Below are 13795 nucleotides of genomic sequence, written 5' to 3' on the forward strand. Positions count from 1 at the left end.
GTCTTTGGAAATGTATAAGGTAATTCTCACAATTCCAGATAATCAGTAGGGACGAATTGCATTCGTCCTTTTCGTCGTCCGATTCATCCTATTATTGTACGTCGAAAGGTCGTATGCCATACGACCCTACTGATATATCCCCGAATTAAGTCCCTCCAAGATAAAATAACCCTCAAGCTTTAACTTTATTACTCCTTATATTCAACCCACTTTACTTCAATGAGGTCAAACTTCTTAGTATTGGGATTAAATTCATAATTTAAGGTATTCCCTTTTAAGTAATCTTTGCATTCATTTTCTTTTAGGTAACAAATATTACTTATTTCTACCTTTGTTGTATCTTGTAAGTAATATTCAAACACAAAACCTTTTTCATTCACAAACTCAATACAATTTGAATCATTTTTGTCATTTAATATTTCCGAAAAAACATCCCCAAATAAGTCTTCAACCTTAATGGCTTTGAGTTTTCCACTCTTGTATTCAAAAGCTATTATGTTGTCTCTCCCATCATAATCATTCACGATAACAATATAATTGTGTGGTACTATTTTATAAATCGACAACGTCCAAAAATAACCACCATACATAAACAAACCAAGGTTATTAGGCGCATTAAACCATAAATCCTTATCCCTATAGGGATAAAGAAAAAAATTATTCTGCTTAATGAATTCCTCCAATTCCCTTCTTTCATTAGGGTCCCACACCCAACCAATGATTGTACTAGTAGGCAAAAGGGTTAAGATATGCAGTAAATACATATGTGTTGAATAGTCAACATTTATAGTCTTTAGTTGTTTGCTTTCTGTATTTAAAATTTCCTGAGTACTTTGCACTTCCGAGGTATCTTTTTTAATTAGTGTTTTTTGTTCTTTCTTTTTATCTACCCAAAGATTATCCATCCTAAGAATCCGTGAGAAAATTATAAAAATAGCATAAATTGCATTTTTCATACAGTCATTATTTATTTTATAGTATATCTCAATCCGTTTAGTTAAACAAATTAAGAAAAATAACCATAAATCAACTATGGAAAATGGTAATAATTCACAAGAAAGTAATCCACTCTATTTTTTGACATGTGTTACCCTTTAGGGGTGAAATAGCAGTATATGAAATGAAAACTCGTCTTATATATACCCAAGCTGTTCCAATTAAATAATACAATGAAAATATTAATAAACGACTTATTAAAACTAATTGAAGTTGCAAGAATACTTGGTTTAAAGGAGAATGATTTGAGAAATGCTAAAGATTATTTACTACATAATGAGTTCGGTTTGTGCTTTGAGACAATAATAACACAAATGTATGAGGACGATATTAAAATAGATAATGAGATTTATAAATCAATTTCCAAGATTGGAGAAAGTATAAATTTGGTTCAAGATAGTTATTGTTTTATGAAAGAATTGATAAGGGAAAATATTCCTAAGTCTGTATAAGATGAAGTGATAAAACTATTCCTCCACTACTTTAATTTAAGTGCTAAACAAAACTCAAGATTAGGACGACATTAGCGGTAATCCTTGCAGTTACCGTCTCATATCTTTATTGTAAAGCATAAAAAAAAGTAGGGACGAATTGCATTCGTCCTTTTCGTCGTCCAATTCGTACTATCATTCGTTCGCCAAAAGGTCGTATGCAATACGACCCTACTGATTTAAACTAATTATAATAGCTATGTCAAGGAAAATAAACCAATCCATCATATTCTTACTTTTATTAGTCCCTGCTCTGGCGACAGCCCAAAAAAAAGAATCGGTACTTTGGAAAATAACAGGTAACAACCTCCCGTCGACATCCTATCTATTTGGTACTTTCCATACCGTAAGTTTTCAATTGATAGACAGCTTTCCTCAGCTAAAAAACATCATTAACAATTGTAAATATGGCATATTTGAAAAAGCTGAAAACGCCATTGGCAATGTTGAATATGCAGATATTAAAACCCCAGCTTTGGATGCTATTTTTACAGCCCAAGAATACGCCTTAGTAGATAGTTTTTTTACAAAATCACCCTTTGGAAGTATCAAACCGCATAATAATGATGCATCATTAATGGCGATGTTACAGGCTGTTGTAATGTTGAATGAAGAAGAAACCAAAAATCAGGCGATGTTTTTCGATGAATATATTCATACGTATATGGAAGATAGCCTGAAGAGAAATACATTCGGTTTGGATGAACCTGTAGAAATGGCAGAGTCAGCCCAAAAGTATGATTATAAAACAGCAGCAAAAACTTTAGTATATTTAATTGAGAGCAAAGTGAATGTTAATCGTCTGATAAACATTAAAACGTTGGATGAAGCCCTCTACAAAAAATCTATGCAGGCAGATATGGCGCTAAATGAAGAACCAAAAGAAGAATGGATTAAGGAGGGTACGATAAAAAGAAATCAAATTTGGCTTCCTAAGATTATCAGTAAAACCAAAGAAGGCTCTTGCTTCATTGCCGTAGGACTTGGGCATTTACAATACAAAACTGGGCTAATAGCGTTACTACGTGGTAAAGGGTATAAGGTAGAACCAATAAGACTTAATAAAATCAAATAAGTATAATAGCCTTTTTACTGTTTTACACAGGTAGCAGACTAGTATCAGCAAATCGAAGACTGCTGATGATTTATAATGTTCCAAACTCCGAAGCACCAAGCTATTCCGTAGGGACGAATTGTATTCGTCCACCATGCAAGTCCAATATTGTCAATAAACAATGGAATAATTTCATTAAACCAATAATCTCTACACCCAATAAAAATCCCACAAAATAATCATAACTTTAGCCATGCAAAACGAATTATATATGCTTTAAAATATAATTGTTTTTGATAACTAACTGATTATTATTCAATGTATTACTAACTATATCTTTGATATAGGTAGGTGCGATTTTAAAATATGCTACTAGACGATATTACACTCCAAACATTACTATTGCTCTGTTGTTTTGCTTTTTTGGCAGGTTTTATTGATGCCATCGTTGGTGGAGGAGGGCTAATTCAACTCCCAGCCCTATTGATTTTTCTTCCTCATTATGCCATTCCTACCATTATGGGGACGCATAAATTAGCCTCTGTGTCGGGCACGTTGGTGTCGGCCTCGCAATATGTACGAAAGGTAAAAATAGATTGGAAGGTAATTGTACCAGCGATAATAGTCACCAGTTTATTTGCTTTGATGGGAGCTAGGCTGGTTACCTCCTTAGATAAAAACCTACTCAAACCCATTATTCTGGCACTGTTGGTACTTGTATTGATTTATACGTTCCTTAAAAAAGATTTGGGCACCGACCATACCCCTAAATATGATGGTAAAAAGTTTTTGATAGGGGCATTACTCACAGGAGCTATCCTTGGTTTTTATGATGGTTTTTTTGGACCAGGAATGGGTAGTTTCTTAATTTTTGCCTTTGTCTCTATTTTTGGATTAGATTTCCTCCATGCTTCCGCCTATGCTAAAATACTGAATTGTGCTTCCAATATTCCTGCGATTATCTTCTTTATGTCGTCGGGCGATGTACTTTTTCAAGTAGCTATTCCACTGGGTATTGCCAATATTGCAGGCTCGATAATAGGGACAAGATTAGCATTATTAAAGGGTAGTTCCTTTGTAAGAATCTTCTTTTTGATTGTAGTAACGGCCGTTATTGCCAGATTTGGCTATGACATTTGGAAGACAGCCTAAAGGAATTTATATTACTTATATTCTTCATATTACGGTAAATACTGTGCCATCCAGACGGTAGCATTACCACAATTTGGGTCGTTAATAACATGTTTCAATACTTTAAAATGATGCTCGTTCAGGAGTCTTTCATATTCTTTTGAATCTAAGGAAGCATGAAATAGGTTTTCGCCACCATTCATTCCCCAAGCTTCACCGTTTTCGTTACCAGAAGTAAACATTAAAATACCATTAGTGTTTAGGTGTTTTTCAAAAAGGGCAAACATCAATGGCTGGTCAGAAGCTGGGAGATGAAAGAAGCTGTGCCACGCAATGATGGCATCGAATTGCTTATCTATATCTAACAAACGCATATCTTGTAAAATAAATGTTGTTGACGGGAAATTAGCCTTAGCAATATCGAGTATTTTGCTACTGGCATCTACGCCAACAACATGTAGGTTTTTACTAATAAGATATTCCAGAATGGGCTTTCCTGTTCCACAGCCTAGATCTAAAACCGTGCCTTCCACAGGCAAATGCTGTATTAAATCGTCTAGGCAATGTTTTTCTATTAAACTATCGCCTTTATTTTCAGCAAACCATGTAGCTATTTTGTTGTAAACCTCATAAACGTTCTTTCTTTCCCCTTGTTCCATAGATATGTATTGAGTGATTTAATGCATCAATCGTAGCACGAGTTTTCAACTCGTACATTATTCCACGAGTTGAAAACTCGTGCTACTGACACTGCCCGCTATTCCAATTCTTATACTTCGTCAAGCGAGGAAATTTAGCAAAATGCTAGTGAGTAGGTATTTTATCAATTAGTGATAAACCATGTACTGAAAGTGTTTCTTCAAAATATTTTGTTACAATATTGGTATCAATTAATTATCTCTTTCCCATTCATTTCGGAGATTTTCAAAGTGATTTTTAATATCTTCTTTATCTTTTGAGTCGATATTTTTCCAAGCTCCTCGCAAAGTACCTTTACTAGGAGCACTAGAAACCATTACCTGAGTCTCTTCTAGTTGCTCTAAAACTTCCTCTTCCATAAACATCACAAATACCTTTACTTTATGGGTAAGAGCTGGTTTTTCTTTTAGAATTATCTGACCATTATCATAAATACCTTCTATGGCTGTAAGCATATTATTGTTGTTTTATCATAAATCAAATATACAGATTATGTTGATAACTCGCTCTCACAAAGTCTCTGACTTCGTGAAGCAGTAAGAGTAGGCTATTACCAAAACTTTGTTTATTCTTCATAGTTCTTCTTCCTGTATAAATTTAAAGGACAAAACAACCCACAATATCATTATTATTAAAAAGGGAACATATAACCTCCAAATAAGCCAGAAACTTCCTAACCTTAAATTAATTCCTGCTATTAAATTAAGTATTAAACTGAAAATTATTACTCCTTTGAAAATGCGTCTTAATTGATAAAATAAAGAAATAAGAATACTTATTCTAATAAAAAGTAGGGTATATAAAAAAGTGATTTGATACCACGGACTTTGTGTATGTACATAATAAATATTACTCCAATCTACTGAAGCATAAAGATCCATTTCATGGAATATTCCAATAGGGGTGTTATATTGTAAAAAAAATGAAAATGATATAGCTATAATACCTATTAATTTATAAAAGCTTTTTTTTGCCATTGTAATAGTTAATAAAGTTTATCCCATGTCTTAACTTTGAATAATCGCTATTCCAAACTGTTCTAAATTAATATACTTCAACAAGGAGAGGTATAGATTAATGTAGGGCTGAATTGCATTCAGCCGTTTCCGATAAAGGCTGAATGCAATTCAGCCCTACATTTAAGTAATTTAAATTAAACTACAGGGAATTTTACAGGTTTACCCTAAGACAAAGTTTCTAATTGACGAAAGATAGGAATGAGTGATTCCCCTTTTTCAGACAAGGTATATTCTACATGCAAAGGCTTTAGCTTTACAACGATTTTATCTAATAATCCCTGTTCTTCTAGCTCTTTCAGGGCAACTGCTATCGACTGCTTGTTCGAACCTTCTATTTGACGGAGTAGTGAATTGAAACGGACAGGTCCTTCGAGCACTTGGCGGAATATTTGTGGCTTCCATTTGCCAGTTAGTATTTTTAAAAGTCCTTCGGCAGGGCAATTATTCTCGGGCTCCATGTTTAATCTTTTTAGTAGTCAGCTTTTTCTGACTAATTGATTGGTGTTTATATTGTGTTCAACTTTACAACGAAATTACAACTTTAAAAGATACAGAACGCTTTAAAAAGGTAAAAGACAACAAAAAGCAATCTGAGTGCAATTTCCATAACAACATTTTAGTAACAACAAACTATTGACCTAAAAAATGATTAAAAACAATAATCCACTTTTGTGTGACATAGAAAAAGGGATGTGTGAAATGCCTATCACATACACAACCGACGAACATCAAGATATTACCTCTAAACCTAAAAAACCTGTTAAGATAATCTATTTCACTGATCCTATTTGTTCTTCGTGCTGGGGTATCGAGCCTCAGTTACGAAAACTTAAACTCGAATACGAAACAGTTGTTGAGATTGAGTACCGTATGGGTGGACTGCTACCCAATTGGAATTATTTTAACAGTGGAGGCATCGCAAAGCCCTCTGATGTGGCACACCACTGGGACGAAGTAAGCGAGTATTATGATATGCCTATCGACGGGGATGTTTGGCTAGAAGACCCGTTACATTCATCTTTTCCACCTTCAATAGCTTTCAAAGCCGCTCAGCTACAGGATGAAGCAAAGGCTGTGTTGTTCATGAGGAGGATAAGAGAAATGGTTTTTCTAGAAAAGAAGAATATTACTAACTGGGCACACCTTAGCTTGGCTGCCAACGAAATAGGTTTGGATAGTCAATTATTAAAACATGATTATGAAAACCAAGCCAAAGAGTTGTTTCAGGAAGATTTGGCGTTGGCTCAAAAACTAGGCGTGCGAGGCTTCCCGACGTTGTTTTTCTCGGATGACTCTCACCTAAAAACACAAACAGTATATGGTTTCAGACCTTATCAAGCTTTTGAAAATGCCATACTAAAGACATTCCCCAAAGCCACAAAATATGAATATGATACTAGCTGGGAGTATTTATTTAACAAGTATCCACGTTTAACAACCCGAGAATTTGCAGAATTAAGTGGTAATACGAAGTCAGACAGCGAAATGTTATTACAACAGCTAACGACACAAGGCAAACTCAGTAGAACAGACATCAAAAACGGGACAATCTGGACTATCAATAAAGACCAAACCCCAACGACATAACCTAATTATGAAAAGATTGAAATAGTTGTACCCTTCATATGTGCTTCAGACCTTCATTGGTTTGAAGCACTTTTGCTTTACAAATGTAGTACGAGTTTTCAACTCGTAAGTGAATGATGCACGAGTTGAAAACTCGTGTTACAGTTAAGCATAGCATCTTTCTTCCCCTAATCCTCGGTTGTTTAAAGAGTAACGACGCTCTTTTTACTTTAGTAAACTAATGACCAAAGTGATGCAAGTACCCTACCAATCTACATAAAAACAAACTCGCTATTTTACCTTCACAAACCAATATCAAAAGCTTCTTTTTTGTCGATGAGCCAATTAATTTCTTTATTCGGCTCATTTTTTTGCTATATTTGAGCCGAATACACATTTTAATCGGCTCATTATGTATAATTGGCAATTTGAAAGCTGGCCCAAGTTTGAATACGATATTCATCTTTACGATGAAGTAGATAAGCAATTTCATTCACTTGCAGGACAAAATAGAGGTGTAGTTCAGTTATTAGCTCAAGAAGAAAAGGATGCTTCGATACTTACTTTATTGGTAAAAGAAGCAATTAAAACCTCTGCCATTGAGGGGGAGTTAATCAGTCGAGAAGATGTAATGTCTTCGATAAAAATTAACTTGGGCTATAATACCAATATCCAATCGGTTAAAGATAAACGGTCTATAGGCATTGCTCGTGCCATTGTTACTTCCAGAGAACATTTTGAGAAACCTTTAGATGAAACAATGCTATTTGAATGGCATCAAGCCATTATGTTTGGTAATACCAGCATCAATGCAGGCGTATGGCGTAGCCACGAAGAACCAATGCAAATTGTTTCGGGAGCAATTGGTAAAGAAATAGTTCATTTTCAAGCACCGCCTTCTAAAGATGTTCCCAGTGAAATGAAACGTTTTATAGAATGGTTTAATGAAACAAATCCAACAGGAGAAACGCCAATGAACAATGCTATTGTTCGTGCGGGTTTAGCACATTTGTATTTTGAAAGTATTCATCCTTTTGAAGATGGTAATGGCCGTATCGGAAGAATTATTGCTGAAAAAGCCTTGTCACAACACCTACAAAGTCCTATATTGCTCAGTCTTTCTACAACCATTTCAACAGATAAGACAAGTTATTACGAGCAATTAAAAAATGCTCAGCGAGGAAATGATGTAAACAATTGGATTGCGTATTTTGGTGAAGTTGTATTGGATGCACAGAAAGATTTCTTTAACACAGTACATTTTACAATAAAAAAAACCAGATTTTTAGATAAAATAAAGCCCCTCGTGGATGTAAAACAACACAAAGTAATCTATAAAATGCTGCAAGATGAAGCATTTGAGGGCGGTATGAATGCCCGAAAATATCAATCCATCACTAAAACCTCAAAGGCAACCGCTACCAGAGATTTAGCAGATTTGGTACAAAAAAACATATTGATTCAAACAGGTGGCGGACGAAGTACGAGCTACTATATTATTTTGGAGTGAGGATATACTAATCCAGCCCAGTTTGGCGTAGTGTTGGTTATATACAATAAAGAAATAAATGAAATCTATAAAATTAATTTTCGTATTGAATATTCTCTTTTTTTTGCTGGAAATGCACAAAAAAAACTTTCTACCTGTGAGGATGTGAGTCTTAAAGGCTACATTATCAATCAATACAAAGAAAGTGAAATAATAGCGTCAAAAAATACATCAATTCATATGATTGACTTCTACTATAGGCGTTATTTTATTCCAATACAGAATAGTTTAATAAATGACAAAACCTTTGATTCTTTAAATGTAATAAATTATAAAGAAGGATTGTATTTTTTCCCTAATGCAAATACGGATGAATTCATTAGTAAATACTGTGGTAATTTAAAAAAAGAATCCAATTTTATAAGCGCTAAAAAAGGATTAAATTCCTTCTTTCAGATTGTGAATAGAAAGGATGAGTTTATATATAAATTTGAATACTATGAATGTGAGGCTATTAAAACTTCTATTCCCAACACAGCAATAAATTCTTTTCTACTAAATATTCCTTACAATAAAAATTATGATAATCTTATATGTTTCTTTATTTATAGAGATGTCATAAAAGAAGAAATTAAGGAAATTGCTAATGAGAAATTTTTAAAAGTCAAATAACACCTGCTGGTTCAAGTGTTAATCGAAGCGTCACTTGTAATTAGAAGGCAAACTAATCAATGGAGAATAATCCGTTTTCCAAATATCAAGTTCAAATAATCTTCCTTTTTTATCTACATTCAAAGAAGCTATCACAGTCGTACCATCTTCATCTAAGAATAAATATTCACTAATTTTTCCTCCAAACTGACGTTCTTCGTGTATTATTCCTTCAGGGTATAAGGTAAGGCTTCCCATTCCTCCATCATTCATGGGTGATACTAACAACTTTTCTTCCCAATTATCAGAAATAGTTACAGAGGCTTTTGAAATCAAATGCGTTAAAAGCTTTTCTTCTTTAGGTAAGGCTTTCCTGATATTCATAAAACTGTGTATATGTGTTTATAACAATCAGAGATTGTCATTTATCTGTACCACGAGGTTGAGTCTGTAGTACGAGTTTTCAACTCGTATATTATTTACTTACGAGTTGAAAACTCGTGCTACAGGTACTGTAAATCTACTGCTACGCTTAAATCCAAATCCCTAAAGGTATTGATTAAACATACTTTCTGAAAAGTACCTAGGTCACTAGTTTTGATGATTCTTTCTTTTACCAATCCTTTATCTAATAATTGCTGTCTGCGAGTGCCTTTTAATAGGGGAGTGGCAGGGACGAACCATTCAGTGCCATCATAAAAAGCTAAACAGGCTATTGTACAGTCAGTTATCAAACCATTTTGTACGATGATTACTTCGTCGGCCTGTGGATATTGTTGTAGTAAATCGGCAAAGACCTGTCGGTTAGCGTATTTATGGGAATAGTCTATCGTGGGAACATCTACCACTTGTAAATGCCGAATATCTTTAAAAATATAAGGAGCAAAGGTGATTTCTTGAATATTTGCTTCATATAATACCCTACAACGCACGGTGCCAGTAGTATAATCTTCTGGAACTTGGATGATGTCTTCTAGCTTTACTGCGGTATCTATTTGGAATAATGCCTTGCGAGAAGCATTAAATCGCTGATTATGATAGGCTATATGCTGAAATTTCCCGTCTTTGATTTGTATGGTTTCTAATAATTGCATAGCTTGTAAACATCTGTTCGTCAATCAACCTCAAAGATATGAAACATCTGAATGATTTATTGTTACTTGGTGACCCACGTTTGTACGAAATATCAAAACCTATCACCCACGACGAGCTACCGCTTGTGAAAGAATGGGTGTCCGATTTGCATAATGTGATGGAGGAAATCAGGACAAAATACAATTTTGGTCGGGCTATTGCTGCGCCACAATTGGGTATTATGAAACGCCTGATTTATATGAACATCGATAAACCTGTGGTGTTTATCAACCCTGTTTTTGAGAATGTCAGTGAAGAGATGTTTGAACTTTGGGATGATTGTATGAGTTTTCCGAATCTTTTGGTAAAGGTAAAAAGGCACAGGTCGCTAACGATAAATTATTTAAATGAAAATTGGCAATTGCAGACTTGGCATATGGAGGATGCTCTGTCTGAACTTTTACAACATGAATACGACCATCTGAATGGCATTTTATGTACCATGAGGGCTGTGGATGACAAGGCTTTTAAATGGCGAAGCTGATAATAAGGGTTGAATGTGGAATATTTTACACGTAAGTAGAGTTTTTTGCTCATATTTCCGCATAAAATATTACTTTACCCCTCGCTCCTCGAAGTCTCTGACTTCGTGGCTCAGATAAGTGACAATCTGTGATTGTCAAGCGTTGCACAACATTTCTTCTCAAAGTAATAGCTATGACAGCTAGCATTTTACGTTCAGAGAACGTTTTTATCCATCGTTCGATTTGCCCTTCGGAACAAATCGAACAGCGAGAATAAAATGGTGTTTATCTACATATCTGTAATGAAAGGTGAGCTGTTTGCTATCAATGAGTTAGTCGCTTTTCTATTAGCGGGTGACTTAAGTCACCCGCTAATAGAAAGGATTAGTCCTTAAACATCCGAAATACTCACTCCGCACTCAAAACTCATCACTCTTAAAGTGCTGGATAATCAATAAACCCTTCATCCCCACCAGAATAGAACAAATCAGGATTTGGCGTTGCTAGTTCAGCACCTTGTTTTAAGCGTTCTACCAAATCAGGATTAGCAATAAATGGACGACCAATCGCAATTAAATCTGCTATGCCCGACTCCAAATCAGCCTCTGCACGAGTTACATCATATCCACCTGACAAAATAAGCGTGCCTTTGAATGCCGCACGAATATTATCCACCACAGTTTTAGGAACTGCTGGCGCACCCATTGACGAATGGTCAACCAAGTGAGTGTATACCACGCCAATTTCGTTTAATTTCTCTGCAATGTATTGATAATCAGTGTCGATGGTATCAAAAATAGCTACGTCATTAAAAGCTCCATAAGGAGAAAGACGCACACCCACCTTTTCTTTACCGATAGCCTCCACCGTTTGAGCCGCTATTTCTAATAAAAACTTAGCGCGACCTGCAATGTCACCACCATACTCATCTGTACGAATGTTTGACTTTGTATTGATAAACTGGTCAATCAAATAACCGTTCGCTCCGTGAAGTTCTACGCCATCAAACCCTGCTTCAACAGCATTTTTGGCAGCCTGAACAAACTCTGCAATCGTCAATTTGATACCATCAATCGTTAGTGCCGAAGGCGTCGGTTGTGGTTGCATTCCCTCTGTGTCTGTCCACATTTGCCCAGCCGCCGCTACTGCCGATGGCGCTACGATAGTCGCTCCCTCAGGCAAGTTGGCTGGATGTGCTATCCGACCACAGTGCATCAATTGGATAAATATTTTTCCACCTTTTTCATGCACCGCACTCGTTACTGCTTTCCAGCCTGCTATTTGTTCAGGCGAAAAAATCCCTGGAATACGGGCATAGCCCAAACCATTAGGCGATGGCGAAGTACCCTCGGTAATGATTAACCCTGTTGAGGCACGTTGTGCATAATAAGTAACCACTGACGCTGTAGGAATGTTGCCGATAGCTCTAGAGCGAGTCATGGGTGCCATTACGATATGATTGGCTAATTCAATGTTGCCAAGTTTGGCAGAAGAGAATAATTGATAACTCATAGTTATTTTTTTTAGATTGCTAATACATCGAATCTTTTCGATACGTTAACAAACCAAAAATACCTAAGAAAGTTCCTGAAAAAAGGCTGAAAGTTTTTTAAAATTCTCGCGATTCAGGGAAATTTTATGAAATTTTCCCTCTTTTTTAGATTCCACCAACTCGCTTTCAATCAATAGACCGATATGATGTGAACAGGTAGATTGAGAGAGACCAATCAATTCTTGAACATCACGACAACACATTTCTCCTTTTTTGGATAATTCCAATAGGATTTTTAGCCGATAACTATCAGCTATTGCATTGGTGCTTTTTTCAATAAATTGAGTGGTCTCTTGCATATTTTTAGTTTACTTCAGCCATAAAAATACCTGAAGTAGCATCTTGTTTGAACGATTTCATGATCCAACCGCCACCTACTACGTCGTCGCCTTCATAAAATACTGCCGCTTGCCCCGGAGCAATCCCCGAAACAGCATCATGAAAATGAGCCTTTATTTTGTTGCCTTCTTGCCAAATAGTAGCAGGCGTACCAGCATCTTTGTAGCGTACTTTGGTGATGGTTTCAATCGGATTATCGATAGAGGCATATTTTGATAAGTTCAATTGCCCTACTACCATGCCGTCTCTTTCCAAATCTTTATCACGTCCCAACACTACTTCGTTGGTTTCTTTTCTGATTTCGGTTACGAAGGCTGGATAACCCAAGGCAATGCCCAAGCCTTTGCGTTGACCGATAGTATAAAACGGGTAACCTTCGTGTTTGCCTAATATTTTGCCATCGGTATCCAAAAAGTTACCGCCTTTTACCCTTTCTTCTAGTCCTTCTACTCTTCTTTTGATAAAACCGCGGTAGTCGTTGTCAGGCACAAAACAGATTTCGTAGCTTTCAGATTTATTCACCAAATCCATGAATCCTCTTTCGGTAGCCATTTCTCTGATGCGTGCTTTGGTCAGGTGGCCTAAAGGCAATTTTGTGCGTGCCAGACTTTCTTGCGAAACGCCCCAAAGTACATAGCTTTGGTCTTTCCAAGTATCAGCTCCTTTTGAAATGATGTGTCTGCCGTTTTCTTCACGGATATTAGCATAGTGACCAGTAGCGATAAATTCGCAATCTAATTTATCGGCTCTGCGCAAAAGTGCATCCCATTTGATGTGGGTATTACACATTACGCATGGGTTGGGTGTACGCCCTTCGATGTATTCGCCCGTAAAGTAATCAATGACGGCATCGCCAAATTCATTACGGATATCTAAAATATAATGTGGAAAACCGAGTGATACCGCCACGTTGCGGGCATCGTTGATGGAGTCAAGAGAACAGCAACCTGTTTCTTTTTTGGTTCCGCCCGACGAGGCATAGTCCCAAGTTTTCATCGTCATTCCAACTACTTCGTAGCCTTCTTCATGTAGCATAACTGCTGCTACTGAACTGTCGATACCGCCACTCATGGCGACCAAAATTCTTCCGTGTTTGCTCATTGTACTGCTCAGGTTCAAGGCCTGACGTTTTAAGGGTTTGTTTTTTTAAGTGATTGGTAATTAGTAATTGGTGATTGGAGTATCCGCTTTTAGAGTATGTTTAAATTTC

General features: G+C 36.1%; 16 protein-coding genes. 7 read left to right on the forward strand and 9 right to left on the reverse strand.

Annotation, left to right across the window (positions count from 1 at the left end; translation table 11 throughout):
• Window positions 1-188 precede the first annotated feature (188 nt).
• Entirely contained in the window at window positions 189-956 is a 768-nt protein-coding gene (locus tag AC07N0_RS12970) for a hypothetical protein (RefSeq protein WP_494589505.1), read from the reverse strand.
• 213 nt (window positions 957-1169) lie between these two features.
• Between AC07N0_RS12970 and AC07N0_RS12975 the strand changes: the two genes are divergently transcribed.
• The 3 genes from AC07N0_RS12975 to AC07N0_RS12985 all read left to right on the forward strand — a co-directional run bounded on the left by AC07N0_RS12975 (window position 1170) and on the right by AC07N0_RS12985 (window position 3693).
• Window positions 1170-1448, forward strand: coding sequence for a MafI family immunity protein (locus AC07N0_RS12975; RefSeq protein WP_494589506.1), 279 nt, complete (start codon window positions 1170-1172; stop codon window positions 1446-1448).
• A gap of 238 nt (window positions 1449-1686) precedes the next feature.
• The gene (locus AC07N0_RS12980) at window positions 1687-2562 is read left to right on the forward strand and encodes a TraB/GumN family protein (protein WP_494589507.1); all 876 of its coding nucleotides are present in this window, start codon (window positions 1687-1689) and stop codon (window positions 2560-2562) included.
• A gap of 345 nt (window positions 2563-2907) precedes the next feature.
• Entirely contained in the window at window positions 2908-3693 is a 786-nt protein-coding gene (locus tag AC07N0_RS12985; protein WP_494589508.1) for a sulfite exporter TauE/SafE family protein, read from the forward strand.
• Between the two features lie 29 nt (window positions 3694-3722).
• Here AC07N0_RS12985 and AC07N0_RS12990 read toward each other — a convergent pair whose 3' ends face one another.
• The 3 genes from AC07N0_RS12990 to AC07N0_RS13000 all read right to left on the reverse strand — a co-directional run bounded on the left by AC07N0_RS12990 (window position 3723) and on the right by AC07N0_RS13000 (window position 5848).
• The gene (locus tag AC07N0_RS12990) at window positions 3723-4331 is read right to left on the reverse strand and encodes a class I SAM-dependent DNA methyltransferase (protein ID WP_494589509.1); all 609 of its coding nucleotides are present in this window, start codon (window positions 4329-4331) and stop codon (window positions 3723-3725) included.
• Between the two features lie 231 nt (window positions 4332-4562).
• On the reverse strand, window positions 4563-4826 hold the full coding sequence (locus tag AC07N0_RS12995; protein ID WP_494589510.1) for a hypothetical protein: 264 nt from the start codon (window positions 4824-4826) through the stop codon (window positions 4563-4565).
• A 728-nt stretch (window positions 4827-5554) separates the two neighbouring features.
• A complete protein-coding gene (locus AC07N0_RS13000) occupies window positions 5555-5848 on the reverse strand; it encodes a winged helix-turn-helix transcriptional regulator (protein WP_494589511.1) in 294 nt (97 codons plus the stop codon).
• A 187-nt stretch (window positions 5849-6035) separates the two neighbouring features.
• Between AC07N0_RS13000 and AC07N0_RS13005 the strand changes: the two genes are divergently transcribed.
• From AC07N0_RS13005 to AC07N0_RS13015, 3 genes are all read left to right on the forward strand, one after another.
• Window positions 6036-6977, forward strand: coding sequence for a DsbA family protein (locus AC07N0_RS13005; RefSeq protein ID WP_494589512.1), 942 nt, complete (start codon window positions 6036-6038; stop codon window positions 6975-6977).
• A 391-nt stretch (window positions 6978-7368) separates the two neighbouring features.
• The gene (locus AC07N0_RS13010; RefSeq protein ID WP_494589513.1) at window positions 7369-8466 is read left to right on the forward strand and encodes a DUF4172 domain-containing protein; all 1098 of its coding nucleotides are present in this window, start codon (window positions 7369-7371) and stop codon (window positions 8464-8466) included.
• Window positions 8467-8496: 30 nt separating this feature from the next.
• The gene (locus tag AC07N0_RS13015; protein ID WP_494589514.1) at window positions 8497-9117 is read left to right on the forward strand and encodes a hypothetical protein; all 621 of its coding nucleotides are present in this window, start codon (window positions 8497-8499) and stop codon (window positions 9115-9117) included.
• Window positions 9118-9147: 30 nt separating this feature from the next.
• Here AC07N0_RS13015 and AC07N0_RS13020 read toward each other — a convergent pair whose 3' ends face one another.
• Both AC07N0_RS13020 and AC07N0_RS13025 read right to left on the reverse strand, forming a co-directional pair.
• Window positions 9148-9480 (reverse strand): DUF6984 family protein, encoded by a 333-nt coding sequence (locus AC07N0_RS13020; RefSeq protein WP_494589515.1) that lies wholly within the window; start codon window positions 9478-9480, stop codon window positions 9148-9150.
• 119 nt (window positions 9481-9599) lie between these two features.
• The gene (locus AC07N0_RS13025; RefSeq protein ID WP_494589516.1) at window positions 9600-10190 is read right to left on the reverse strand and encodes an aminotransferase class IV; all 591 of its coding nucleotides are present in this window, start codon (window positions 10188-10190) and stop codon (window positions 9600-9602) included.
• A gap of 38 nt (window positions 10191-10228) precedes the next feature.
• Between AC07N0_RS13025 and AC07N0_RS13030 the strand changes: the two genes are divergently transcribed.
• Window positions 10229-10714: a peptide deformylase gene (locus tag AC07N0_RS13030; RefSeq protein WP_494589517.1), complete on the forward strand. Its 486-nt coding sequence runs from the start codon at window positions 10229-10231 to the stop codon at window positions 10712-10714.
• A 415-nt stretch (window positions 10715-11129) separates the two neighbouring features.
• On the opposite strand, the gene AC07N0_RS13035 is transcribed toward AC07N0_RS13030, so the two are convergent.
• The 3 genes from AC07N0_RS13035 to mnmA all read right to left on the reverse strand — a co-directional run bounded on the left by AC07N0_RS13035 (window position 11130) and on the right by mnmA (window position 13686).
• Window positions 11130-12206, reverse strand: coding sequence for an alkene reductase (locus AC07N0_RS13035; RefSeq protein WP_494589518.1), 1077 nt, complete (start codon window positions 12204-12206; stop codon window positions 11130-11132).
• A gap of 63 nt (window positions 12207-12269) precedes the next feature.
• Window positions 12270-12545 (reverse strand): ArsR/SmtB family transcription factor, encoded by a 276-nt coding sequence (locus tag AC07N0_RS13040; protein ID WP_492800077.1) that lies wholly within the window; start codon window positions 12543-12545, stop codon window positions 12270-12272.
• Window positions 12546-12549: 4 nt separating this feature from the next.
• A complete protein-coding gene (gene mnmA / locus AC07N0_RS13045) occupies window positions 12550-13686 on the reverse strand; it encodes a tRNA 2-thiouridine(34) synthase MnmA (protein ID WP_309923976.1) in 1137 nt (378 codons plus the stop codon).
• Window positions 13687-13795: the final 109 nt, after the last annotated feature.

The sequence above is a fragment of the Arcicella sp. GW821-FHT09D11 genome (assembly GCF_059416265.1).

Bases quoted from the DNA above. Each gene is read 5' to 3' on its own strand.
- AC07N0_RS12970 (WP_494589505.1), bottom strand. From the start codon at position 956: ATGAAAAATGCAATTTATGCTATTTTTATAATTTTCTCACGGATTCTT.
- AC07N0_RS12975 (WP_494589506.1), top strand. From the start codon at position 1,170: ATGAAAATATTAATAAACGACTTATTAAAACTAATTGAAGTTGCAAGA.
- AC07N0_RS12980 (WP_494589507.1), top strand. From the start codon at position 1,687: ATGTCAAGGAAAATAAACCAATCCATCATATTCTTACTTTTATTAGTC.
- AC07N0_RS12985 (WP_494589508.1), top strand. From the start codon at position 2,908: ATGCTACTAGACGATATTACACTCCAAACATTACTATTGCTCTGTTGT.
- AC07N0_RS12990 (WP_494589509.1), bottom strand. From the start codon at position 4,331: ATGGAACAAGGGGAAAGAAAGAACGTTTATGAGGTTTACAACAAAATA.
- AC07N0_RS12995 (WP_494589510.1), bottom strand. From the start codon at position 4,826: ATGCTTACAGCCATAGAAGGTATTTATGATAATGGTCAGATAATTCTA.
- AC07N0_RS13000 (WP_494589511.1), bottom strand. From the start codon at position 5,848: ATGGAGCCCGAGAATAATTGCCCTGCCGAAGGACTTTTAAAAATACTA.
- AC07N0_RS13005 (WP_494589512.1), top strand. From the start codon at position 6,036: ATGATTAAAAACAATAATCCACTTTTGTGTGACATAGAAAAAGGGATG.
- AC07N0_RS13010 (WP_494589513.1), top strand. From the start codon at position 7,369: ATGTATAATTGGCAATTTGAAAGCTGGCCCAAGTTTGAATACGATATT.
- AC07N0_RS13020 (WP_494589515.1), bottom strand. From the start codon at position 9,480: ATGAATATCAGGAAAGCCTTACCTAAAGAAGAAAAGCTTTTAACGCAT.
- AC07N0_RS13025 (WP_494589516.1), bottom strand. From the start codon at position 10,190: ATGCAATTATTAGAAACCATACAAATCAAAGACGGGAAATTTCAGCAT.
- AC07N0_RS13030 (WP_494589517.1), top strand. From the start codon at position 10,229: ATGAAACATCTGAATGATTTATTGTTACTTGGTGACCCACGTTTGTAC.
- AC07N0_RS13035 (WP_494589518.1), bottom strand. From the start codon at position 12,206: ATGAGTTATCAATTATTCTCTTCTGCCAAACTTGGCAACATTGAATTA.
- AC07N0_RS13040 (WP_492800077.1), bottom strand. From the start codon at position 12,545: ATGCAAGAGACCACTCAATTTATTGAAAAAAGCACCAATGCAATAGCT.
- mnmA (WP_309923976.1), bottom strand. From the start codon at position 13,686: ATGAGCAAACACGGAAGAATTTTGGTCGCCATGAGTGGCGGTATCGAC.